This is a genomic window from Pseudosulfitobacter pseudonitzschiae, assembly GCF_900129395.1.
Taxonomy (GTDB): domain Bacteria; phylum Pseudomonadota; class Alphaproteobacteria; order Rhodobacterales; family Rhodobacteraceae; genus Pseudosulfitobacter; species Pseudosulfitobacter pseudonitzschiae.
This window is the reverse complement of the sequence record NZ_FQVP01000001.1, coordinates 587603-608141: the sequence shown is the minus strand read 5'-3', so window position 1 is coordinate 608141 and position 20539 is coordinate 587603. Positions and strand designations below refer to the sequence as shown.

The window sequence follows — 20539 nt, the reverse complement described above, 5'->3', positions numbered from 1 at the left end:
TTACCAAAAAGTGCCCAATTGCGGCACCGGCCAGCGCAATGGCATCAGCGTTCCAATGCGCGATAATAGCAAGGAATGCCGCGATGACACAGAGTTTTGTCGATACGATCCCGATGCTGCCCTTTGGCATGTTGAACGCTTTTCTAGTGGTCCAGGATGGCCGCGCCATGCTGGTGGATACCGGCCTGCCGAACGCGACCCCAAAGGTGGAAAAGGCGTTACATGCGCGCGGGCTGGATTGGTCCGATCTGGCGCTGACGGTGCTGACACATGCGCACATCGACCACGCAGGGTCGGCCCAGGCGGTGCGAGAATTGTCGCAGGCGCCCGTGCTGGCACATGCGGACGAGGTTGCGCTTTGTCAGGGACAGCCGCCAGTTCTAAAGCCCAGTGGGCCGTTCGGGCGCCTGTTTCAAAAGACCGGTGCGATCCAGCAGAGGTTTGATTATTTCAGCCCCGACCGGACCCTGCAGGGCCAGATGCTGGACCTGAACGCCTATGGCTTTGCGGCACGTGTGCTGCACACACCCGGACACACGGCGGGATCGGTTTCGGTTCTGTTGGACGACGGGCGGGTGATTGCCGGTGATCTGGCGGCCTCGGGCATTTTGCTGGGGGGCATCGCCCTGCGCGGCAGGCCGAAATCGCCCCCCTTCGAGGAAGACATCGCAGGCGTCATCGCGTCACTTGAGCATCTGCTGGCCCAAGGTTGCACGCAATTCTATCTGGGGCACGGCGGGCCGCTGCCCGCACAGGCCATCGCGCGGCATGTCGGGAATTTGCGCAAATTGGCTTGAAAGCCGGCCCTTAGTTCGAAACCGCCAGCTTTGCCCCCAGCAGCCCGAAGGTGCCGGCAAAGCTGCGCTTGATCCACGTCATCACCGATGGCCTGCGGATCACATAGTCGCGCGCAAAGGATGCAAAGGCCCCGTAGCCCACGAACACCACAAAGGTCATCGCCATGAACACCGCCGCCAGCCCCATCAATGCCGCGGTGGCATTGGGTGCGTCATGGGCGATGAACTGCGGCAGGAAGGCCAGGAAAAACAGCGACAGCTTGGGGTTCAGGATGTTGAGAAGCACACCTGAGATCGCAATCCGCGTATAGCTGGCGGGTTCGGCATTCTCGGAGACATCCATGACGGATTTATCCCGCAACAGCTTCCACGCCATGTAGAACAGGTACGCCACGCCCAGATATTTGATCACCTGAAAGGCCAGCGCACTGGTGTGCAACAGCGCCGCCAGCCCGATGATGCTGGCCACGGCTGCGGGCACGATGCCCACCGTACACCCCACCGCCGCCGCGACACTGGCCCGAAACCCGCGCCCCAGACCGATGGCCAGCGTGTAGATGACGCCGGTTCCGGGCAGCAGGACCACCACGAGCGAGGTGAGAAGAAATTCTAGTGACATTAGGCATCTCCCTTTGGACGCAGTTTTGCGGGAGGGTGACGATGGGTCAATGGTTTGTTGGTCTGTGAGGTGTCACAGGGGCCTTCATGTGATCCAGCGCCGGGGTAACTCACCCACAAAAAAGGCCCAGACCAAAAGGTCCGGGCCAATGTCATTCCATCATCCGCAAGGATCAGGCCGCTGCGCTGCCGCCCGGTTTGCCACCGCCGCCACCGCGACGCCGGCGACGTGGGCCTCCGCCCGCAGGCGCGCCGCCACCGGGGGCACCGCCGCCGGGACGTCCACCGCCGCCACCGCGACGACGACCGCCACCGGGTTTGCCACCCGGCTTGCCGCCCTTGGCGGGCAGGTCGACAGATTCCCACGCACGGCCCGTGGCAATCGGGATCTTCACGCCCATGGTTTTCTGGATGTCGCGCAGCTGATCAATCTCGTCCGGTGCGCAGAAGGCCACGGCAGCGCCATCCTTGCCCGCCCGTGCGGTCCGGCCAATGCGGTGCACATAGCTGTCGGGCACGTTGGGCAATTCGTAGTTATAGACGTGCTTCACGTCCGGAATGTCCAGGCCACGGGCCGCCACATCGGTGGCCACCAGCACCTTGATCTCGCCCGATTTGAACGCGGCAATGGCACGGTCGCGCTGGCCCTGGCTTTTGTTGCCGTGGATGGCACCGGCGGCAAAGCCTGCCTTGTCCAGCATCCGGCTGAGTTTCTCCATACCGTGTTTGGTGCGGCCAAAAACCAGCGCCCGTTCGTCGCGGTGCTTGTCCAGCAGCTCCATCAGGAATTTGGATTTCTCCGCCTTGGCGATAAAGTGCACCTCTTGGGTGACCTTGTCGGCAGCCTTGCCCGGAGGGTTCACTTCGATGCGGATCGGGCTGTTGAGATAGCTGTTGGCGATCTCGTTCATCAGCTTGGGCATGGTGGCCGAGAACAGCATCGTCTGGCGTTCTTTCGGCAGCACGGCGGCAATTTTGCGCAGGTCGTGGATAAAGCCCATGTCCAGCATCTGGTCGGCTTCGTCCAGCACCAAGAAGGTGGTTTCGCGCAGGTCCACCGCGCGGCGGTCCATCAGGTCCAGCAGACGGCCCGGCGTGGCGACCAGCAGGTCAACACCGCGCTCCAGCCGCTTGATCTGCGGGTTGATCGACATGCCGCCGACCACCATCTGCGCCTTCAGCGGTGTGCCCGCGCAGAAGCCTTTGAGGTTTTCCATGATCTGGTTGGCCAGTTCACGCGTCGGTGCCAGCACCAGACCGCGCACGGTGCGCGGGTTCGGGCGGCCCGTCATTTGCAGCATCTGCGCCACCAGCGGCACGCCAAAGGCGGCTGTCTTGCCGGTGCCGGTCTGCGCCAGCCCCATCACGTCGCGCCCGTTCAGGGCGTGCGGGATGGCTTGTCGTTGGATCGGCGTCGGGTCTTTCAGACCCATGTCCGCCAGCTTTTTGACCAGATCTGAAGGCAGGTCCATCATATCGAAATCGCTCATGTCATATCCTTGGCCGCACGCAAAGGCGCACGGCATCACATTGAGGTGGGCGGCCGGAAAATCCGCAAGCGCAGGCCACATGCCAACGCCCCGTCCGGTCGCGTTGCCCCATGCGTGATATCGGGAACAGATGGGCGTCCGCTGGTCCTGACCTCCCCTTATCCCAAGGGTGCGGTCGGCGGGTGTGGTCCCGCTCTTTCCTGTCTCTGCTCACGCGGCAGACGGTAACGCCTAAGGGGCACATGGCGGTTTACAGGGGATAAGTCAACCTTGCCTCTGGTCCCTTTGACCAAACAAAGTTACACAAAGGTCCCAACGGCCCACAACGCCCAAAGCTGCATCACGACCCGGAGACCCCTATGAGCCAGCCGATCATCGCCCGTTGTGAAACCAAAGGCCTGCGCGTGACCGGCCAGCGCCGCGTGATCGCCCAGGTGTTGCAGGACAGCGATGACCACCCTGACGTGGAACAGCTTTATGCCCGCGCCTCGGACATAGATGCGGGCATTTCGATTGCCACCGTCTATCGCACCGTCAAACTGTTCGAAGAGGCGGGCATACTGGACAAGCTGGAATTCGGCGACGGGCGCGCGCGCTATGAAGATGCGGAACGCGACCATCACGATCACCTGATCGACTTGCAGTCGGGCGAGGTGATCGAATTCGTCGACGAAGAGATCGAAGAGTTGCAAGAACGGATCGCCGCCAAGCTGGGCTTTGAGCTGCGCGGCCACCGGCTTGAGCTTTACGGCGTGCCGCTGAAGAAGTAGGCGGAACCGGCACAGGTGATGTGCCGTTAAGCTACAGGCTGCTACAGAGCTGGCAGCCACCACAGGAATTGGACCCTTTATGCCCGTTGACCGCGACCGCCCGCTTCTTGCCGTGTTGATTGACGCCGACAACGTGCCGGCCAAACACGCCGCTGCCATCCTGCGCGAGGTGACCACCATTGGCGAACCTGCGCTGCGCCGTGTCTATGGCGATTGGTCCTCGGGACGGCTGCGCAACTGGTCCGAACATGTGCTGTCGCTGGGCCTTGTGGCGCATCAGGAAACCGCGAACACCTCCGGCAAGAACGCCAGCGACATCGGTCTGGTGATTGATGCAATGGACATCCTGCACACCCGCCGCTTTGACGGCTTTGTGCTGGTGTCGTCGGACAGCGATTTCACATCGCTGGCCAACCGCCTGCGCGAGGACGGTCTGACCGTGATCGGCATCGGTGAAAAGAAAACGCCCGAGGCGCTGCGCAATGTGTGCAACCGCTTTATCTTTATCGAGAACCTGCATCCCACGGACGAGGGCCCTGCCCCCGCCATGCGCGAAAAATCCCGCGATGCCCTGCCCCTGATCGAAGCCGCAATGGAAAAGATCGAGCGCGAGGACGAATGGTATTCGCTGGGCCAGATCGGCCAGACGATCCAGTCGTCGCACCCCGATTTCGACACGCGCACCTATGGCCACTCAAAGCTGAGCGCGCTGGTGCGCGATATCACCGAGATCGAGACGCGCAAGGACGGCAACCAGCTGATGATCCGGCTGCAAGCCTGAGATCACAGCACCAGGTTGTCATCCTGCTCTTCGGCGCGGCTTTCGTCGTGTGCTGCCAATGCGATCCCGAAGGTCAGGATGCCGACGCGCCCCGCCGTCATCAGCACGATCACGATCAGCTTGCCCAGATCGGACAGGTCGCCGGTGATGCCGGTGCTCAGCCCCACGGTCCCCATGGCCGAGGTCGCCTCGAACAACAGCGCCTCGAATGTCTGGTCCGCATCCGTCAGCAACAGCAGGAACATCGCCAGCCCGCACAGCCCCGCGTAATAGGCCAGCGACGCGGTCGCCATGTTCAGCTTTTCATCCGACACACGGCGCTTGAAGAACCGCACCGCCTCGCGGTTCTTCAGCGTCGAGCGCACCAACCCCAGCAGCGCCGCAAACGAGGTCGTTTTCAGCCCGCCCCCGGTGCCCGCAGGTGACGCGCCGACCACCATCAGCGCCATCAGCACCATCAGCACCGCTTGGGACATGCCCGTGATCGACACCGTGTTAAAGCCCACCGTGGTGCTGGCCGACATGGTCTGGAAAAACGCGGCCATCAGCCGTTCATCCGGCGGCAATGCCGTCAGCTCGGGTTCGGTCACGAACAGGATCAGCGTGCCCAGCCCCAAAAACACCATCGTCATGCGCACGATCACCTTGGACGTGAACCCCAACACCCGTTCACGCCCCATCAGCGCGCGCCATCCGTCGACGATGATCAGGAACCCCATGGCGCCCAGCAGGCTGAGGATCGAGATCGCCAGGTTGATCCCCACATGGTCGTGGAACATTTCAAGCGAGTTGTCGAACAGGCTGAACCCAGCCGTGCAAAACGCTGATATGCTGTGAAAAACGGCCATCCACAGCGCGTTGGGTACGCCCGCGTGGTGGAACATCAAGAACAGCGCCAGTGCGCCGATGCCTTCGCAGATCAGCGTGAACCACACGACCGAGCGCAGGAACATCACCACAGAGATGCCTTCGGGCAGGTTGAACGCCTGACGGACCGTATGCGTGCGCATCCGTCCAAGCCGGTGATAGACCGACAGCACCGCGAAGGACCCGATGGTCATATAGCCCAGACCGCCCGCCTGGATCAGCGCCAGCATCACCACCTCGCCAAAGGGGCTGAAACTGCCACCGACCGACACCGTGGCCAGTCCCGTGGTGGATACGGCCGACACGGCGGTGAACAGCGTATCGATCGCCGCGACCGGCTGGATCTGCGACACCGGCAACGCCAGCAGCGCCCAGCCCACAAGCATGTAAGAGACATAGCCAAACAGCAAAAGCCGCGCAGGTGCTGCCTGCATCACACCCAGACGGGCGCCCAAGGCCAACTTGCGAACACGTCGTTTGATACCCACCACAGATGCCTTTGTGCGGTTTCCTGCCTTAACGCCGCAGCGCAGCAAAAAGTTCACGCGAGCCGTTACTTTTGCGCCTTGCAACTGCGCCCGATTATCCCCATCCCCCCAGCAACACAAGAATGAGGACGGACATGGACAACTTACGTGGTGCATTGATCATGGTTCTGGCGATGCTGGGCTTTGCCATCGAGGACAGCTTTATCAAGCTGTTGGCAGAGGACATGCCGGTCGGTCAGATCATGGGCCTGCTGGGAATCGGTGCCGCTGCGATTTTTGCCGTGCTGGTGCGCGCGCAGGATCAGGTGCTGTTTCCGCGTGCTGCCCTGTCCGGACCTGTTCTGCTGCGCAACGCGGGTGAACTTTTTGGCACCCTTGGCTTTATCATGGCCATTGCGCTGATCCCCTTGTCCACCGCCTCGGCGATCCTTCAGGCCACGCCGTTGGTCGTCACGCTGGGGGCGGCGCTGTTTCTGGGCGATCCCGTGGGTTGGCGGCGCTGGACTGCAATTCTGGTCGGGTTTGCCGGTGTGTTGCTGGTGATCCGCCCCGGTCTGGACGGCTTTGACGTGCTGTCATTGTTTGCGTTGCAAGGGGTGATCGGTCTGGCCATCCGCGATCTGGCGACCCGGCGCGTGCCCGCGACAACATCCTCCATGCAACTGAGTTTTCTGGCTTTTCTCACCCTGATCCCCACCGGCGCTATCCTGCTGATCGTCAGCGGCACGCCCCTGATCCGCCCCGAACCGATGCATTGGTTGCTGATGGCGGGTGCCGTCGCCTTTGGCGTCGTGTCCTATTACGGGATCGTTGCCGCCATGCGCGTGGGCGAGATCAGCTTTGTCACGCCCTTCCGTTATTCGCGGCTGGTGTTTGCGCTGTTCATCAGCATCCTTGCCTTCTCGGAAAGCGTCGATCTGCTGACCTACGTCGGGGCCACGATCATCGTTGCCTCGGGCATTTACACCGTCTGGCGTGAGCGTCGGATGGGCCGCAAATCCACCTCCGGCCCCATCACACCCCTTCCCCTGCGGATCGACCCAAGTTATGAGGCTGCCGAGCCCAGCACAAAGGACATTTCCCAATGAGCACCATCATAGACATTCACGCCCGCGAAATCCTCGACAGCCGTGGCAACCCCACCGTCGAAGTCGACGTGATCCTGGAAGACGGCACAATGGGCCGGGCTGCCGTGCCATCGGGCGCGTCCACGGGCGCCTATGAGGCGGTCGAAAAGCGTGACGGCGACAAGGCGCGTTACATGGGCAAGGGCGTGCTGGAAGCCTGCGCCGCCGTCAACGGCGAGATCGCCGAGGCGCTGGTGGGCATCGACGCCACCGAACAGGTCGAGATCGACGAGATCATGATCGAACTGGATGGCACCGACAACAAAAGCCGTCTTGGCGCGAATGCCATCTTGGGTGTATCGCTGGCCGCGGCCAAGGCGGCGGCGGACTATTGTTCGCAACCGCTCTACCGCTATGTCGGCGGCACCTCGGCGCGTATCCTGCCGGTGCCCATGATGAACATCATCAACGGCGGCGAACATGCCGACAACCCCATCGACATTCAGGAATTCATGATCATGCCGGTGGCCGCCACCAGCATCCGCGACGCGGTGCGCATGGGGTCCGAAGTGTTCCACACCCTGAAAAAAGAGCTGTCCGCCGTGGGCCTGTCCACCGGCATCGGCGACGAAGGCGGCTTTGCCCCCAACATCAGCTCTTCGCGCGACGCTCTGGATTTCATCCTGAAATCCATCGAGAAAGCAGGCTACAAACCGGGCGAGGACATCTACCTGGCGCTGGACTGTGCGGCGACCGAATACTATCGCGATGGCAAATACGAGCTGTCCGGCGAGGGCAAATCGCTGACCTCGGACGAAAACGTGGCCTATCTGTCGGCGCTGGTGAACGACTATCCGATCATCTCGATCGAGGATGGCATGTCCGAGGACGACTGGGACGGCTGGAAGGCCCTGACCGAGGCATTGGGCAACAAGGTGCAACTGGTCGGTGACGACCTGTTCGTAACCAATCCTGTGCGTCTGGCCGATGGCATCGCACGCGGTTGCGCGAACTCGATGCTGGTCAAGGTCAACCAGATCGGCACCCTGACCGAAACGCTGAAAGCCGTCGATATGGCCCACCGTGCCGGGTACACCAACGTGATGTCCCACCGCTCGGGCGAGACCGAGGATGCCACCATCGCCGACCTCGCAGTCGCCACCAACTGCGGCCAGATCAAGACCGGCTCGCTGGCACGTTCGGACCGGCTGGCGAAATACAACCAGCTGATCCGCATCGAGGAAGCCTTGGGCGAAACCGCCGAATACGCGGGCCGCAGCATCCTGCGCTGATGACCCTGACCATCCGCCCCGCCCGGTTTCCGGAGGATGCACAGGCGTTGGCGCGCCTGTGCTGGGGCTATCGCGATCTGCTGGCGGCGCGCTGTGCCGCGACGCCGGCGATCGTGGATACCTACTATGCCAATGACAGCTACGGCGCGCTGATCGACGATCTGCCGCGCATCCACGCCCGGCCTGCGGGTGAGATCCTGCTGGCCGATCTGGACGGCGCAGTCGTGGGCTGTGCGATGTATTATCCGCTGTCCCTGCCCGGCACCTGCGAGATCAAACGCGTCTTTGTCGAAGACAGCGCCCGCGGGCATGGTGCGGGCAAGGCGCTGATGCGCGAGGCAATGTCGCGCGCCGCAGCCGATGGCTACGACCGCATGGTGCTGGACACGATGTATCTGCTGACCGAAGCAATCACGCTCTACGAGGCCCTGGGCTTTGCCCCTTGCGCGCCGTTCTATGACCCGGACCCGGAATTTGCCCCGATCCTGCGCTTTTACGACCATCCTCTGTAATCAGGACGCCGCGTCCACAGCCTCGTGATGCACCGGGATCGTGACCGTAAACGTGGACCCCACGCCCAATTCGCTGACATAGTGAATGTTGCCACCGTGGCGCACCATCAGCTGTTTTGAAATATGCATTCCCAGACCACTGCCGTAAAAGGTTTTCGTGTCTGTCGCATCGACCTGGGTAAAGCGGCCAAAGACGGTTTCTTCGGACCCCGGCGGAATGCCGGCACCTGTATCTTTTATCGTGACATAGGCCATACCCGCCACGACCGACAGGTCTACCTCGACAAAGCTGTGCGGCTTGGAAAATTTCACCGCATTGGACAGGACATTCACGATCACCTGTTGCAGACGATCCGCATCGGCCAGCGTGCGCACGGGTCGAACCTGTCTTTTGTACAGGATTTTGACGCCCTTGTCGGGCAGATAGGTCTCCATCCCGTCAACCGCATCCGAAACAATCTCGTCCAAATTGCAAAGCTCGAGTTTCAACTGCAAATCCGAGCTTTCCAGCCGCTGTGTTTCCAGCAGATCGTTGACCAGCTTGGCCAGCGTGGCCGCATTCTTGGTCGCAAGTTCCAGCAGCCGGTCCGCCTGCTCGGGCGAGGTGTTCCCCCGGTTGTGCGAAAGCAGTTGCAGCGATCCGTTGATCACCGTCAGCGGTGTGCGCAGCTCGTGGCTGACGGTGGACAGGAACTGGCTTTGCAACCGTTCCGACCTGATCGCACGTTCAGCGGCAGCCTTCTGGACCGTGACGTCGATAAAGGACACCGCCCACCCCAACAGCCGCTGGCCCCGGCCCAATGAAATCGGATAGACGCGCGGCACAAAATGACGCCCGCCGTTTTCAACCTCAAGCGTGTCGGGCAATTCCTGCCGTTCGGTCAGGATATCGAACACACGCCCCATGCCGTCGATCTCGGACACCGCCCCCTTGGCAATCCCCTGATCGCGCATCAGTTGTTTCGCCGTATGGTTCGTCTCCAGCAGCTGCCCGTTCGCATCCATCACGAAAATCAATTCGCGCGAGTTGTAATACAGCAGATCACGCGCAATCGCGGTCACGTCGACCCAGCGGTTGTCGATGATCATCCAGCCGACAAGGCTGATCGAAAAGGCAAAGGAAAACGGCGTCGGGTCCATGCCGAACACCATGAACCCGAAGGTGTCATAAGAGAGGCTGAATCCAATCGGAACTGCGGTGGCAAAGAACAGCTTTAAGAAGAACCCCTTGACCGCAGGATTGGCCTGCCGCACCGCACGCGCCGCGATCACGCAGCTGGCCAGAATGATTGCATACAACAAGGTGATCGCCACGAAATACAGCGGCCCGTGGTCATAGATCACAAAGGACGTGTCGCCCCGAACCACCAGCCGCGTGCCCGCACCATACAGCCAGCCGTGGACACCGTTGGTTGTGGCCGCCACAAGGATAAGCAGCGGATTGACAACCACGCCCGCTATCACGGCGATCCGCGCAACCTTTCGGGTCAGCGCAAATTCATACAGGAAAAAGGACCAGGCTGTCGGCATCAACACGATGAACGGCCACGCCAGTTCGGCCCAGACAACCTTGCACGCCTGACCCGGGGCAGACAGCTCCATCGCAATCGAAACCAGCCAGCCCAGCATCCCCAGATTGGTCAGAATGAACCACCTGTGACCGGGCAATCCGCTGTTGCCCCGCGCCCACAGGATAACCAGGCACACAACAAGGCAGGTCGCCCCCACCAGCTGGACAGCCGGCAGGGTTGCATCGAGCGTAATGCATTGAAAAACCCGGTTAAAAATACTGCATTCCTAAATCAAATCTCAGGTGAACCGTTCCCGGAGAAGAACAGCAACCCCAGAAGATTTCATGTTTTCATAATTAATACGGCGTTCTTGATGCCACAACCAATAAACGAACAGCGCTAAGTGACCCCACGTAAAAAACGAGTTCTTCGGCGGCTTTCATCCGGCAATCAAAATAGATTTCCAGACCACCAAAGACGAAAATCAGGGTTCAAATATCGCTACTTTTGGTCGAAAATATGACCCGGTGCTCAACCTCTTCGCATCATTTCAACTTTGAAACCGTTGCGGCGCGTAGGGCGCGATCAGATCCCTTTGGTGATTGCTCAGCGGTTGATCCAGCACGCCCGCAGCCACCAGTTCACCGGCCACGGGTGCCAACGTGATTCCCGAATGCATCACCGCCACATGCAGCCCCGCAGGCCCGCACGGCCCCATCACCGGCAACCCGTCCTGCGGCACAGGGCGCATCGCCTGGGTCACCTGTTCCCAGCGCAAGGCCACCTCGGGCAACAGCGCCTGAAGCCGGGCCATGGTGGCCTCTGCCAGCACGTCAGGGCGTTCCGACACCTGCTCCAGGTCGTCGGATTGATGGCTGGCCGAGGTCGGCGCGATGATACGGCCCGTGGCATCCTGACGGAACTCCTGATCCGGTGCGACCATGACATGGCTCAGCACCGGTGCCACGGGGACGCTGCGCAACAGCAGGCCGGGACGTTCGAGCATCGGCAGGGCCACACCGACGCTGCCCAGCACCGCAGGGCTGCCGGTGCCGCCGCAGATCACCACGCGGTCGGCAGGAATCACCCCCTGCTCGATCCGCAGCCCGGTGACGGTGTCTGCGCGCGTCTCGATGCCATGCACCGTCACACCCAGCACAACCTGCGCCCCCAACGCGGTCGCCGCATTCATCAGCGTCTGCGCCATCGGCGCGGTCTCGGCCACGCCTTCCGCATCAAAGGCCAGGGCCTGCTCTGGCGGGTTGGCCACATGCGGCTCGCGCGCAGCGAAATCCGCGCGGTCGATGATGTCGACCTCATAGCCCAGGGCGTCCAGTTCCGCCGCCTGTGTCTCCAGCGCGGTGTCCTGCGCATCCCAGCACAAACAGCCGGTCCAGCGCACGGGTGTCAGGTCCATCTGTTCGATCAACCGGTGATAGGCGGCCATGCTTTCCGCCCTCAGCCGGAAATGCGCCGCATCGGCGTGAAAACTGGCGTTGATCCAGCCAAAGGACCGCCCCGTCGCGCCCGCAGCCACGCCTGCGCCGTCGATCACCGTGACCTGCGCGCCGGCTTTGGCCAGTTGATAGGCCACAGAGGCACCGATAATCCCTGCTCCGACAACGACAACTTTCATTGATCACCTCTTGGCCCTGTTCGCACCACACCCTAAACTCTTGCCATGACACCGCAAGAGATCATCGCCCACCTGAACCTGGCACCCCACCCCGAGGGCGGCCATTACCGTCAGACCTGGGTGGCGGATGGCGAGGGACGGCCCAGCGGCACCTGCATTTATTTCCTGCTGCAAGCGGGCGAGCGCAGCCATTGGCACCGGGTGGATGCCACTGAAATCTGGCTCTATCACGCGGGCGCGCCTCTGGAACTGCGCCTGTCGGCCACGGATGCAGGCCCTGCCGTGACCCATCTGCTGACCCCCGACCTGAGTGTCGGCGCACCGCAGGTCATCGTGCCACGGGATCACTGGCAATCGGCGCGCAGCACCGGCAGCCACACACTGGTGTCTTGCACGGTGTCACCGGGTTTCCGGTTCGAGGGGTTCACGCTGGCACCGCCGAATTTCGACATTCCGGACGCAGTTTAACCGGGAAAGCTGAGCGTTCCGCCTGCCACCGCCGCCCGCACGCCCGTCGTGCCGGGGCAGGATGTCGGCAAACGCCGCGCCACACGCACCGCGAGATAGGCGAATGCCTGCGCTTCCAACATATCCCCGTCCAGCCCCACGTCTTCGACGGGGCGCACCGGGCAATCCAGCGACACCGCCAGCATCTGCATCAGCACCGGGTTCTTGCGCCCGCCGCCTGTCACCAGAACCTCGCTGGGCGGTTCGGGGCAATGCTGCATCGCCTCGGCCACACCGGCCGCGGCCATGGCGGTCAGCGTGGCGGCGGCATCGGCATCGGACAGCTCTCCCACAAGCGCGATCATTTCCGAGAAATCATTTCGATCCAAAGACTTGGGCGGGATGCGCGCAAAATAGGGTTCAGCCAGAAACAGCTCAAGCGCACCTGTCGCCACATCGCCCCTGCGCGCGACCTTGCCGTCCCGATCATAGCTTTTGCCCAGCCGCGCCATCATCAGATCGTTCAGCGGTGCGTTCGCAGGCCCGGTATCAAAGGCCAGCAAGGCCCCCGGCGCATCCGGCGTGTCAAACCGCGGATCGACAAAGCTGATGTTGCCCACGCCACCCAGGTTCAGGAATGCCACAGGCGCGTCGCGGTTCAGGTATTTGGCGCAAGCGAAATGAAAAAACGGCGCCAACGGTGCCCCCTCTCCGCCCATTTCCACGTCGGCGCTGCGGAAATCCCAGACCACAGGCACGCCAAGGCTTTTTGCCAGCGCGCCCCCGTCGCCCACCTGCAACGTCCCGCGTGTGCGCGGCGCATGGGCCAGCGTCTGCCCGTGAAAACCGACCAGATCGACGTCACGATACTCTGCCAGGGCTTCGGCATGGGCCACTTGAATCACTTCGGTCGCGGCCTCGACCTCAGCCCCGTCCCAACGGCCCAGGGCCGCCGCGATGACCCGTTGTTCATCGTCCGAATAGGGCCTGTACCCGCTCTCGCCAAAGCCTGTGATCGTGACGCCATCCGTCTCGACCACCGCCGCATCGACCCCGTCCAGAGACGTCCCGCTCATCGCGCCCAATGCCCTTATTGGTACGCCTGCCTGCCTGACCTTGTTCATCGGTCTTTTCCTTTGCCCTTTAGGCCCCTATAGAGTGCCCCGCACAGATGTCATAGGACAAGTCACATGTCGTACAAACCCCGTTCCGAATTTCTCAATGTCATGCAACAACGCGGCTTTGTCGCCGACTGCACCGACTATCAAGGGCTGGATGACGCCCTGATGAAAGGGATTGTGCCGGCCTATGTGGGCTATGACGCGACGGCAAAATCGCTGCACGTCGGGCATCTGGTCAATATCATGATGTTGCGCTGGTTGCAAAAATGTGGCGGCAAACCGATCACCCTGATGGGCGGCGGCACGACCAAGGTCGGCGATCCGTCGTTCCGCTCGGACGAGCGTCCTCTGCTGGATGAACAGGCGATTTCCGACAACATCGAAGGCATCCGTCAGGTGTTCGCGCGCTACCTGTCCTACGGTGACACCGAAACCGATGCGCTTATGCTGAACAACGCCGAATGGCTGGACAACCTGAACTATCTTGAATTCCTCCGCGATATCGGGCGGCATTTCTCGATCAACCGGATGCTGTCCTTCGAAAGCGTCAAATCGCGGCTGGACCGCGAACAGTCTTTGTCGTTCCTTGAATTCAACTACATGATCCTGCAAGCCTATGATTTCATGGAACTTCACCGCCGCTACGGCTGTTCGTTGCAGATGGGCGGCAGCGACCAGTGGGGCAATATCGTCAACGGCATCGACCTGACCCGCCGCGTCATTGATGGCGAGGTTTTCGGGCTGACATCGCCATTGCTCAGCACCAGCGACGGCAAGAAAATGGGCAAATCCGCAGGCGGTGCCGTCTGGTTGAACAGCGATATGCTGTCACCTTATGAATTCTGGCAGTTCTGGCGCAACACGACCGATGCCGACGTGGGCCGGTTCCTGAAGCTCTACACCGAACTGCCCGTGGAAGAATGCGACCGTCTGGGCGCGCTGCAAGGGGCCGAGATCAACGCCGCCAAGGCGTTGCTTGCCAACGAGGTCACCACGCTGCTGCACGGGGCCGACGCCGCCAAGGCTGCCGCTGAAACTGCCCGCGAAGTGTTTGAAAAGGGCGGCGTGGGCGATGACCTGCCCACCCTGACCCTGACGCGCGCAGAGCTGGGCGATGGCATCTCCATCGTGCAACTGATCGTCAAATCGGGGTTGGCCGGTTCGGGCAAAGAGGCCAAGCGCCTGATTGCCGAAAACGGTGCGCGCCTGGACGACGCGCCGTTGACCGATGCGGGCCTGATGATCGACGCGGGCGCACTGTCCTCCCCGATCAAGCTGAGCGCGGGCAAGAAACGGCACGCCCTGGTGCAACTGGGCTAGAACAAAAGCGCCTCCACCAGGGTTAAAATCGCAAAAGTCGGGATCGACAAACCCGTCGCCAGTAAAATGGCGGCGGTTCTTGTCATACGCGGGGCGGTGGCAGTGACGCCGTAGACTGATTTCTTCATGACCTCATTAATCCCGCGTTAAGTTTCCATCCGGTTAATGGCGGCATGTTTGATTGTGCTCCGCCCCTGTGCCCCACTCCCCTGATGCAATCCGCCGCTTTCGAGGCAGCCTTGCGGGCCTGCGGGCAACGTCCCATGCGCCTGTCCTGCGGCACGCTGATGCTGCGCCGCAAGGTTGCGGGCCTGCCTGTCGCGATGCTGCCGCGGGCTACGCTCTCCGATCCGGCCCTGACGCTGTCACTGGCCCGCGAGATCACCCGCGCGCCGCTGTTGATGTCGCCGGCGCGGCCCAATGACCTGTCGGAACAGGGCGCGTTGCCGCTGGTCAGCCCCGCGCGCCAGGCGCTCCTGGCCCTGCAACCCGACAACACGGCGATGCGCGCCAAGCTGCATCAAAAATGGCGCAACCGTTTGAAACATGGGGAAAAGGCTGGACTACAGGTGCGGCATCATCCGCTGCCATGGCGCAGCGACCACTGGCTGTTGCAGGCGGACACCGCACAACAGCGCGCGCCGCGATCCTGTTCGAGGCGTTTCAGGGTGCCGATCCGGTCGCCGCCCTGCTGATCCTGCGCCATGGCACCACTGCCACCTATCACATCGGCCACACCACGACCGCCGGACGCGCCGCATCGGCGCACACGCTGCTGATGTGGACCGCGATGTGCTGGTGCGCGGGCCACGGTCACCAATGGCTGGACCTCGGGCTGGTTGAAACCCAGCGGAACGCCGGTCTGGCCCGTTTCAAACTGGGCACCGGCGCGGATGTCGTGCCCCTGGGCGGCACGTGGGTGCACTGGCCCCCGTTGCGGCCCTTGCGCAGGCTGACGTGGCTGGACCGCAAGGCGATGATCCCTTGACCTGTCCGTGGGCAGCGTTCAAATGCGCCGATGCTTACAGAACGCGAAAAAATGGCGGCCGGCGACTGGTACAGTTGTCTTGATGCCGAACTGGAATCCCTGCGCAACACCGCGGCGCAGGCTTGTGATGCCCACAACGCGCTGCCTGCGATTGAACGGCGCGGGTTAAGCGCACCGCTGCGCGGCCTCTTTGCCGACCACGGACAGGATTGCATGATCGAAGGGCAATTTCATTGCGCCTACGGCTGCAATACGCGGCTGGGGAATTTTGTCTATCTGAACGCAGGCTGCGTGATTCTGGACAGTGCGCAGGTGACAATCGGCGATCACACGCTGATCGGACCCAAGACCCAGATCCTGTGCGCCGACCACCACCGCGACCCGCAACAACGGCGCAAGGGGCTGGAACGCGCCCTGCCCGTCACCATCGGTTCAGATGTCTGGATCGGTGCGGCGGCGCTGATCCTGCCCGGTGTCACCATCGGCGACGGCGCCATCGTCGGCGCGGGCAGCGTGGTCACCCGCGACGTGGCACCGGGTGCGGTCGTGACCGGAAATCCGGCCAGACCGCGTTAAGCGTCCGCTTTTTCTTCCAGCAAAAGCCACTCTTCCTCGGCTTCCTGCAGCTTTTCGTGCCGCGCAACCAAGGCCTCGGTGGCCTTCTGGAACTTGACCGGCTCGCGGGTGAACAGCTCGGGGTCGCTCATCAGCTCTTCCAGCTTGGCAATCTCGGCCTCAAGCCGCGCGATTTCCTTGGGCAATGCCTCAAGCCGGTGTTTTTCGGTGAAACTCAGACCCGACGCCTTGGCAGGCGCGGCCGCCGCGGCCGTCTCGCGCGCGACCGTCTGCTTGGATTTCACCACGCTGCCTGCGAAATCATCCTGATCGCGCTGCGCCATGTAATCCGACCAGCCGCCCGCATAGACGGTTGCCTTGCCCTTGCCTTCCAGCGCGATGGTGGTCACCGCCACGCGGTCCAGAAAGTCGCGGTCGTGGCTGACCAACAGCACGGTGCCATCGTATTGGCCCAGCAAATCCTGCAACAGGTCCAGCGTTTCCACGTCCAGATCGTTGGTCGGTTCGTCCAGCACCAGCATGTTGCTGGGCTTGGCCATGATCTTGGCCAGCAGCAGCCGCGCCTTTTCCCCACCCGACAACGAGCGGACCGGCGCGCGCGCCTGTGCTTCGTCGAACAGGAATTCCTTGAGATAGCCGATTACGTGTTTCGGCGCACCGCGCACCATGACCTGATCGGCCTTGCCGCTGACGCGCATGTCGGGGTCGCCGGTCAGCGAATCCCAAAGGCTCATATCCGGGTCCAGTTGCGCGCGCGCCTGATCGAACAGCGCGATCTCCAGATTGGTGCCCAGCTTGATCGTGCCGCTGTCCGGTGTTTCCTTGCCGATCATCATGTTCAACAGCGTGGTTTTGCCCACGCCGTTGGGGCCGACCAGCGCAATCCGGTCGCCACGCATGACGGTGATGTCAAAGGGATTCAGGATCACCTTGTCCCCGTAAACCTTTGTAATGCCTTCCGCTTCGATCACCTTGCGGCCCGATTTGGTGCCCGCATCCAGCGCCATCGCGGCGGCACCCTGCCGGTTGATCTGCGACGCCCGCTCGGCGCGCAATTCGCCCAGGGCACGCACGCGGCCCTGGTTGCGCTTGCGCCGCGCGCTGATGCCTTCGACCGCCCAACGGGCCTCGGCCTTGATCTTGCGGTTCAGCTTGTGGCGCTGCATGTCCTCGTCTTCCCAGACCTTGTCGCGCCATTCCTCGAAGTGCTCAAAGCCCTTCTCCTGACGGCGCACAACGCCGCGGTCAATCCACATCGTCGCCCGTGTCAACGCACGCAGGAACGCACGGTCGTGGCTGATGATCATGAACCCGGCACGGGTCTGCTTCAGCTCGTTTTCCAGCCAGCCGATCGCCTCGATGTCCAGGTGGTTGGTTGGCTCGTCCAGCAGCATCAGCTCCGGCTCTTCCGCCATCAACCGTGCCAGCGCCGCGCGCCGGCGTTCCCCGCCCGATGCGGTTTCGACCGCGCGTGCCGGGTCAAACTTCAACCCCTCGCCTGCGCGTTCCACCTTGTACAACTCGCCCTCGTGCAACGTGGCAGATGCGAAATCGCCCAATGTGGCATAGCCCGACAGGTCCGGGTCCTGCTCCATATAGCCAACCGTCACGCCAGGTCCTGCGATGACCTCACCCTTGTCGGGCTCGACCAGACCGCCGGCAACCTTCATCAAGGTCGACTTGCCCGAGCCGTTGCGCCCGACCAGCGCCAGACGGTCGCCCGGCTGGACGATCATCGACAGGTTCTCGAACACCGGATCGCCTCCGAAGGTCAGAGAAATTTCATTCAGTTGCAAAAGGGGTATACGTGCCATGGCAGCCATCTATGTGCAGCCCGTGTCGCGGTCAACGGGCAGCGCGCATGGCACACAAAATAACTGCTCTCGCCCCTTCATCTTGCCAGATAAACTCCGGGGAGCCCGAGGGACTGGCCCCTCGGACTTATCAAACTGGGGTCTGGCCCCTCAGCCTTGTATTTCGTAGGCCCGTCCTACCCCGCCACCGCCCGCAGCAGTTTCTTGCGCGCGGGGGGAATCGCCCCGATCTCAACGCCGGTGAACACATGCAGCGTGTTCATCTGCCGGTCCACCACCGCGTGATCGCTGACCCAGCCGCCCATCAACAGATAAGTCTTCAACAAAGGCGGCATCCGCAGCATCGCCTTTTTCAGGTCCGGCTTGCGCCGCAGCTTGGCGGCAAAGCGGAACACATCCGGCGCCTTGATTTGCGGCAACCAGCGTTTCGGGGCCAGATGGCGGGCTTTGAGCACGGCAAAGGCATCCAGGTACTCGGCCGTTTCAGTGCCCGCAAAGGACGAACAGCCAAACAGCATCTCGACGCCTTCGCGGTCCACATAGGCTGTCATCGCGCCCCAGGCCACGCGCAGGATGTCGGGATCATGGCAATCGGGATGCACGCAAAATCGCCCCATCTCGACCATCTTGCCCTCGAAAGACGCAAGCCCGCTCAGCTCGTAATACTGCGCCGAATAGCTGCGCGATATCTCCGAACCCGTCAGCGGCAACATGCGAAAACAGGCGACCAACTGGCCGGTGTCGACCGCATGGATCAGGATATGGGTGCACAGCGCGTCAAAGTCGTCTGCATCCGCATCCTTGCCAAAGCACAGCGCGCGCAGTGCCTGGGCCTGCGCAACCGGCTCGGGTCCGGTTGCGGCGCTGGCGGAATAACGGCCCCGTTGCAATGAAATCATGCAAGCCTCCACCTGTCGTGGCGGCCTGCCACGGGTCAGCCGCCCAATCCGGACGGGCCAATGCGCCCGATATTGCCCAGCAGCTGCCGCAGGAATGTCTTGTTGCTGACGGCGCTGTCGCTGACACGGCGCGTCAGCGGCACGACCTGACCTTTTTCAAGGCCAAAGGTTTCGATGTTGCTGACCACGCCCGCGCTGTCAAAGCTGATCGCCAGCACCTGGCGGTCAATCTCGTCAGGCGCGCGGAAGGCGAAGGTCCGCATGCGGCTGCGCACGTAATAATACCCGCCGCCGTTCACGACACCGCTGGCCCCCGGAGGTCCGACGGTTTCCTCGACGCTGGCACGGGTGTCGACGCCGACAACGATCTGGTTCAATTCGTCCTCGGGCGGCATATAGCCGTGATTGCGGTAGCTTGGCGCGCAGGCCCCCAAGGTCAGGCACAACAGGCCAATGCCCGTGATGCGAATGATGGAACGTGTTCCCATTGTCTGCCCTTCTGTGGCCTTGTGGTTGCGGCTTTGCGTCAGGCTTACTAAATGAATGCCTCCGGTTCAAGAAACGAAAGCGACTTCATCGTATGTCCGCGACACCACCATCCCCGACCGCCTTGCGCGTGTCCAGCCTGCCGCAGAACGCGCCCAAGCCTTTTGCGCTGTTGCCCAATGCACAGCAGATGCAGGAGATTGCCGCCGAACTGGGCCTGGCCGGGCTCCGCAAACTGCGCTTTGAGGGCCAGATCGAGGCGATGGGCCGCGCCGACTGGAAGCTGACCGGCAAGCTTGGCGCGACCGTGGTCCAGCCTTGCGTCGTCACGCTTGACCCCGTCACCACCCGCATCGATGCCCCGGTCGAGCGTATTTTCCAGCACAGCTTCACCACACCCGACGGCGAAGTCGAAGTCGAGATGGACGAAGACGACCGCACCGAGCCGCTGGGCGCATGGATCGACCCCGCCGCGGTCATGGTCGAGGCGCTGAGCCTGAACCTGCCGCTTTACCCGCGCGTGCCTGATGCGGAACTGGAACAGACCGTGTTCACCGAGGACGGCCTGAAGCCGATGACCGACGAAGACGCACGCCCCTTTGCGGGTCTGGCAGCCCTGCGCGGTCAGCTTGACGACGACACTGAATAAGGCCACTGAGAACCGTGCAATGGAACCGGTAAAGAATCGGCTTGCGCACGGGTGAATTCACAGTATTTTGCCGCCCTCTTGGAATTTAGGGTTGGACATGACAAGCGTCGCATTCTAAACGCTGCCAAACGCTGCATGCACCAACGTAACCGACACCCCCTGCACTGCGCAGGGCCGCACAGACAAAAAGGCCGAGCACATGGCTGTTCAACAGAACAAAGTATCGAAATCGCGTCGCAACAACCGCCGCGCCCACGATTCGCTGACGGCAGCGAACCCCAACGAATGCCCCAACTGTGGCGAGCTGAAACGCCCGCACCACATTTGCGCGTCCTGCGGTCACTATGACGATCAGGAAATCGTCGCGCTGACCGATGACATCGATCTGGACGAAGACGCAGCCTAAGTCA

General features: G+C 62.2%; 21 protein-coding genes and 2 pseudogenes. 13 read left to right on the top strand and 10 right to left on the bottom strand.

The annotated features are described in order from the left end of the window. The first annotated feature begins 83 nt into the window (after positions 1 to 83). Positions 84 to 797 (top strand): MBL fold metallo-hydrolase, encoded by a 714-nt coding sequence (locus BUC08_RS02895; protein ID WP_037920746.1) that lies wholly within the window; start codon positions 84 to 86, stop codon positions 795 to 797. A 10-nt stretch (positions 798 to 807) separates the two neighbouring features. Here BUC08_RS02895 and BUC08_RS02890 read toward each other — a convergent pair whose 3' ends face one another. After that, positions 808 to 1416, bottom strand: a complete 609-nt coding sequence (locus BUC08_RS02890) for a LysE family translocator (protein ID WP_037920748.1) — start codon at positions 1414 to 1416, stop codon at positions 808 to 810. Between the two features lie 172 nt (positions 1417 to 1588). Next, on the bottom strand, positions 1589 to 2905 hold the full coding sequence (locus BUC08_RS02885) for a DEAD/DEAH box helicase (protein WP_037922028.1): 1317 nt from the start codon (positions 2903 to 2905) through the stop codon (positions 1589 to 1591). 359 nt (positions 2906 to 3264) lie between these two features. On the opposite strand from BUC08_RS02885, the gene BUC08_RS02880 reads away from it, so the two are divergent. Continuing rightward, on the top strand, positions 3265 to 3675 hold the full coding sequence (locus tag BUC08_RS02880; protein WP_037920751.1) for a Fur family transcriptional regulator: 411 nt from the start codon (positions 3265 to 3267) through the stop codon (positions 3673 to 3675). Positions 3676 to 3754: 79 nt separating this feature from the next. Further along, a complete protein-coding gene (locus BUC08_RS02875) occupies positions 3755 to 4456 on the top strand; it encodes an NYN domain-containing protein (protein WP_037920754.1) in 702 nt (233 codons plus the stop codon). Positions 4457 to 4458: 2 nt separating this feature from the next. Here the strand turns inward: BUC08_RS02875 and BUC08_RS02870 are convergent, their stop codons facing one another. Next, a complete protein-coding gene (locus tag BUC08_RS02870; protein WP_234973735.1) occupies positions 4459 to 5811 on the bottom strand; it encodes a TrkH family potassium uptake protein in 1353 nt (450 codons plus the stop codon). Positions 5812 to 5945: 134 nt separating this feature from the next. Here BUC08_RS02870 and BUC08_RS02865 point away from each other — a divergent pair, with 134 nt between their 5' ends. Genes BUC08_RS02865 through BUC08_RS02855 form a run of 3 tightly spaced genes read left to right on the top strand, consistent with a single transcriptional unit; the run spans position 5946 to position 8682 of the window. Next, positions 5946 to 6899, top strand: coding sequence for a DMT family transporter (locus BUC08_RS02865; protein ID WP_073194111.1), 954 nt, complete (start codon positions 5946 to 5948; stop codon positions 6897 to 6899). Beyond that, on the top strand, positions 6896 to 8170 hold the full coding sequence (gene eno / locus BUC08_RS02860) for a phosphopyruvate hydratase (RefSeq protein ID WP_037920756.1): 1275 nt from the start codon (positions 6896 to 6898) through the stop codon (positions 8168 to 8170). Before BUC08_RS02865 ends, eno begins: the two co-directional genes overlap by 4 nt. Then, on the top strand, positions 8170 to 8682 hold the full coding sequence (locus BUC08_RS02855) for a GNAT family N-acetyltransferase (RefSeq protein WP_051693809.1): 513 nt from the start codon (positions 8170 to 8172) through the stop codon (positions 8680 to 8682). Before eno ends, BUC08_RS02855 begins: the two co-directional genes overlap by 1 nt. On the opposite strand, the gene BUC08_RS02850 is transcribed toward BUC08_RS02855, so the two are convergent. Continuing rightward, complete coding sequence (locus BUC08_RS02850) at positions 8683 to 10410, bottom strand: sensor histidine kinase (protein WP_081855291.1); 1728 nt, start codon at positions 10408 to 10410, stop codon at positions 8683 to 8685. It lies immediately after the preceding gene. Positions 10411 to 10743: 333 nt separating this feature from the next. After that, positions 10744 to 11829 (bottom strand): NAD(P)/FAD-dependent oxidoreductase, encoded by a 1086-nt coding sequence (locus tag BUC08_RS02845; RefSeq protein ID WP_037920759.1) that lies wholly within the window; start codon positions 11827 to 11829, stop codon positions 10744 to 10746. 45 nt (positions 11830 to 11874) lie between these two features. Here BUC08_RS02845 and BUC08_RS02840 point away from each other — a divergent pair, with 45 nt between their 5' ends. After that, positions 11875 to 12297 carry a cupin domain-containing protein gene (locus tag BUC08_RS02840; RefSeq protein ID WP_037920761.1) on the top strand — a complete coding sequence of 141 codons (423 nt, stop codon included), beginning with the start codon at positions 11875 to 11877 and terminating at the stop codon, positions 12295 to 12297. Here the strand turns inward: BUC08_RS02840 and BUC08_RS02835 are convergent. Beyond that, entirely contained in the window at positions 12294 to 13400 is a 1107-nt protein-coding gene (locus BUC08_RS02835; RefSeq protein WP_037920763.1) for an anhydro-N-acetylmuramic acid kinase, read from the bottom strand. The two genes, BUC08_RS02840 and BUC08_RS02835, sit on opposite strands and share 4 nt — an antisense overlap. Before the next feature lie 66 nt (positions 13401 to 13466). Between BUC08_RS02835 and tyrS the strand changes: the two genes are divergently transcribed. Then, positions 13467 to 14717 carry a tyrosine--tRNA ligase gene (tyrS, locus tag BUC08_RS02830; protein ID WP_037920764.1) on the top strand — a complete coding sequence of 417 codons (1251 nt, stop codon included), beginning with the start codon at positions 13467 to 13469 and terminating at the stop codon, positions 14715 to 14717. Here the strand turns inward: tyrS and BUC08_RS25100 are convergent. Further along, positions 14714 to 14845, bottom strand: a complete 132-nt coding sequence (locus tag BUC08_RS25100; RefSeq protein ID WP_263596505.1) for a hypothetical protein — start codon at positions 14843 to 14845, stop codon at positions 14714 to 14716. The genes tyrS and BUC08_RS25100 overlap by 4 nt on opposite strands. A 398-nt stretch (positions 14846 to 15243) precedes the next feature. Between BUC08_RS25100 and BUC08_RS24890 the strand changes: the two genes are divergently transcribed. From BUC08_RS24890 to BUC08_RS25210, 3 genes and pseudogenes are all read left to right on the top strand, one after another. After that, a complete protein-coding gene (locus BUC08_RS24890; protein ID WP_327194686.1) occupies positions 15244 to 15705 on the top strand; it encodes a GNAT family N-acetyltransferase in 462 nt (153 codons plus the stop codon). A 30-nt stretch (positions 15706 to 15735) separates the two neighbouring features. Next, positions 15736 to 15894: pseudogene (locus BUC08_RS25215) on the top strand (maltose acetyltransferase domain-containing protein); the annotation flags it as partial. Positions 15895 to 16131: 237 nt separating this feature from the next. Beyond that, positions 16132 to 16272, top strand: a pseudogene (locus BUC08_RS25210) (DapH/DapD/GlmU-related protein); the annotation flags it as partial. Between the two features lie 5 nt (positions 16273 to 16277). On the opposite strand, the gene BUC08_RS02815 reads toward BUC08_RS25210, so the two are convergent. The 3 genes from BUC08_RS02815 to BUC08_RS02805 all read right to left on the bottom strand — a co-directional run bounded on the left by BUC08_RS02815 (position 16278) and on the right by BUC08_RS02805 (position 19482). Continuing rightward, entirely contained in the window at positions 16278 to 18095 is a 1818-nt protein-coding gene (locus BUC08_RS02815; protein WP_037922041.1) for an ABC-F family ATP-binding cassette domain-containing protein, read from the bottom strand. A 176-nt stretch (positions 18096 to 18271) separates the two neighbouring features. Next, positions 18272 to 18994 carry a GNAT family N-acetyltransferase gene (locus BUC08_RS02810; RefSeq protein ID WP_037920769.1) on the bottom strand — a complete coding sequence of 241 codons (723 nt, stop codon included), beginning with the start codon at positions 18992 to 18994 and terminating at the stop codon, positions 18272 to 18274. Positions 18995 to 19029: 35 nt separating this feature from the next. Next, positions 19030 to 19482 carry an outer membrane protein assembly factor BamE gene (locus BUC08_RS02805; protein WP_037920771.1) on the bottom strand — a complete coding sequence of 151 codons (453 nt, stop codon included), beginning with the start codon at positions 19480 to 19482 and terminating at the stop codon, positions 19030 to 19032. A gap of 92 nt (positions 19483 to 19574) precedes the next feature. On the opposite strand from BUC08_RS02805, the gene BUC08_RS02800 reads away from it, so the two are divergent. Further along, complete coding sequence (locus tag BUC08_RS02800) at positions 19575 to 20129, top strand: YceD family protein (protein ID WP_037920773.1); 555 nt, start codon at positions 19575 to 19577, stop codon at positions 20127 to 20129. Between the two features lie 199 nt (positions 20130 to 20328). Further along, complete coding sequence (gene rpmF, locus BUC08_RS02795; protein WP_028956368.1) at positions 20329 to 20535, top strand: 50S ribosomal protein L32; 207 nt, start codon at positions 20329 to 20331, stop codon at positions 20533 to 20535. Positions 20536 to 20539 lie beyond the last annotated feature (4 nt).

Bases quoted from the DNA above. Each gene is read 5' to 3' on its own strand.
- BUC08_RS02895 (WP_037920746.1), top strand. From the start codon at position 84: ATGACACAGAGTTTTGTCGATACGATCCCGATGCTGCCCTTTGGCATG.
- BUC08_RS02890 (WP_037920748.1), bottom strand. From the start codon at position 1,416: ATGTCACTAGAATTTCTTCTCACCTCGCTCGTGGTGGTCCTGCTGCCC.
- BUC08_RS02885 (WP_037922028.1), bottom strand. From the start codon at position 2,905: ATGAGCGATTTCGATATGATGGACCTGCCTTCAGATCTGGTCAAAAAG.
- BUC08_RS02880 (WP_037920751.1), top strand. From the start codon at position 3,265: ATGAGCCAGCCGATCATCGCCCGTTGTGAAACCAAAGGCCTGCGCGTG.
- BUC08_RS02875 (WP_037920754.1), top strand. From the start codon at position 3,755: ATGCCCGTTGACCGCGACCGCCCGCTTCTTGCCGTGTTGATTGACGCC.
- BUC08_RS02865 (WP_073194111.1), top strand. From the start codon at position 5,946: ATGGACAACTTACGTGGTGCATTGATCATGGTTCTGGCGATGCTGGGC.
- eno (WP_037920756.1), top strand. From the start codon at position 6,896: ATGAGCACCATCATAGACATTCACGCCCGCGAAATCCTCGACAGCCGT.
- BUC08_RS02855 (WP_051693809.1), top strand. From the start codon at position 8,170: ATGACCCTGACCATCCGCCCCGCCCGGTTTCCGGAGGATGCACAGGCG.
- BUC08_RS02845 (WP_037920759.1), bottom strand. From the start codon at position 11,829: ATGAAAGTTGTCGTTGTCGGAGCAGGGATTATCGGTGCCTCTGTGGCC.
- BUC08_RS02840 (WP_037920761.1), top strand. From the start codon at position 11,875: ATGACACCGCAAGAGATCATCGCCCACCTGAACCTGGCACCCCACCCC.
- BUC08_RS02835 (WP_037920763.1), bottom strand. From the start codon at position 13,400: ATGAACAAGGTCAGGCAGGCAGGCGTACCAATAAGGGCATTGGGCGCG.
- tyrS (WP_037920764.1), top strand. From the start codon at position 13,467: ATGTCGTACAAACCCCGTTCCGAATTTCTCAATGTCATGCAACAACGC.
- BUC08_RS25100 (WP_263596505.1), bottom strand. From the start codon at position 14,845: ATGAAGAAATCAGTCTACGGCGTCACTGCCACCGCCCCGCGTATGACA.
- BUC08_RS24890 (WP_327194686.1), top strand. From the start codon at position 15,244: ATGGCGCAACCGTTTGAAACATGGGGAAAAGGCTGGACTACAGGTGCG.
- BUC08_RS02815 (WP_037922041.1), bottom strand. From the start codon at position 18,095: ATGGCACGTATACCCCTTTTGCAACTGAATGAAATTTCTCTGACCTTC.
- BUC08_RS02810 (WP_037920769.1), bottom strand. From the start codon at position 18,994: ATGATTTCATTGCAACGGGGCCGTTATTCCGCCAGCGCCGCAACCGGA.
- BUC08_RS02805 (WP_037920771.1), bottom strand. From the start codon at position 19,482: ATGGGAACACGTTCCATCATTCGCATCACGGGCATTGGCCTGTTGTGC.
- BUC08_RS02800 (WP_037920773.1), top strand. From the start codon at position 19,575: ATGTCCGCGACACCACCATCCCCGACCGCCTTGCGCGTGTCCAGCCTG.
- rpmF (WP_028956368.1), top strand. From the start codon at position 20,329: ATGGCTGTTCAACAGAACAAAGTATCGAAATCGCGTCGCAACAACCGC.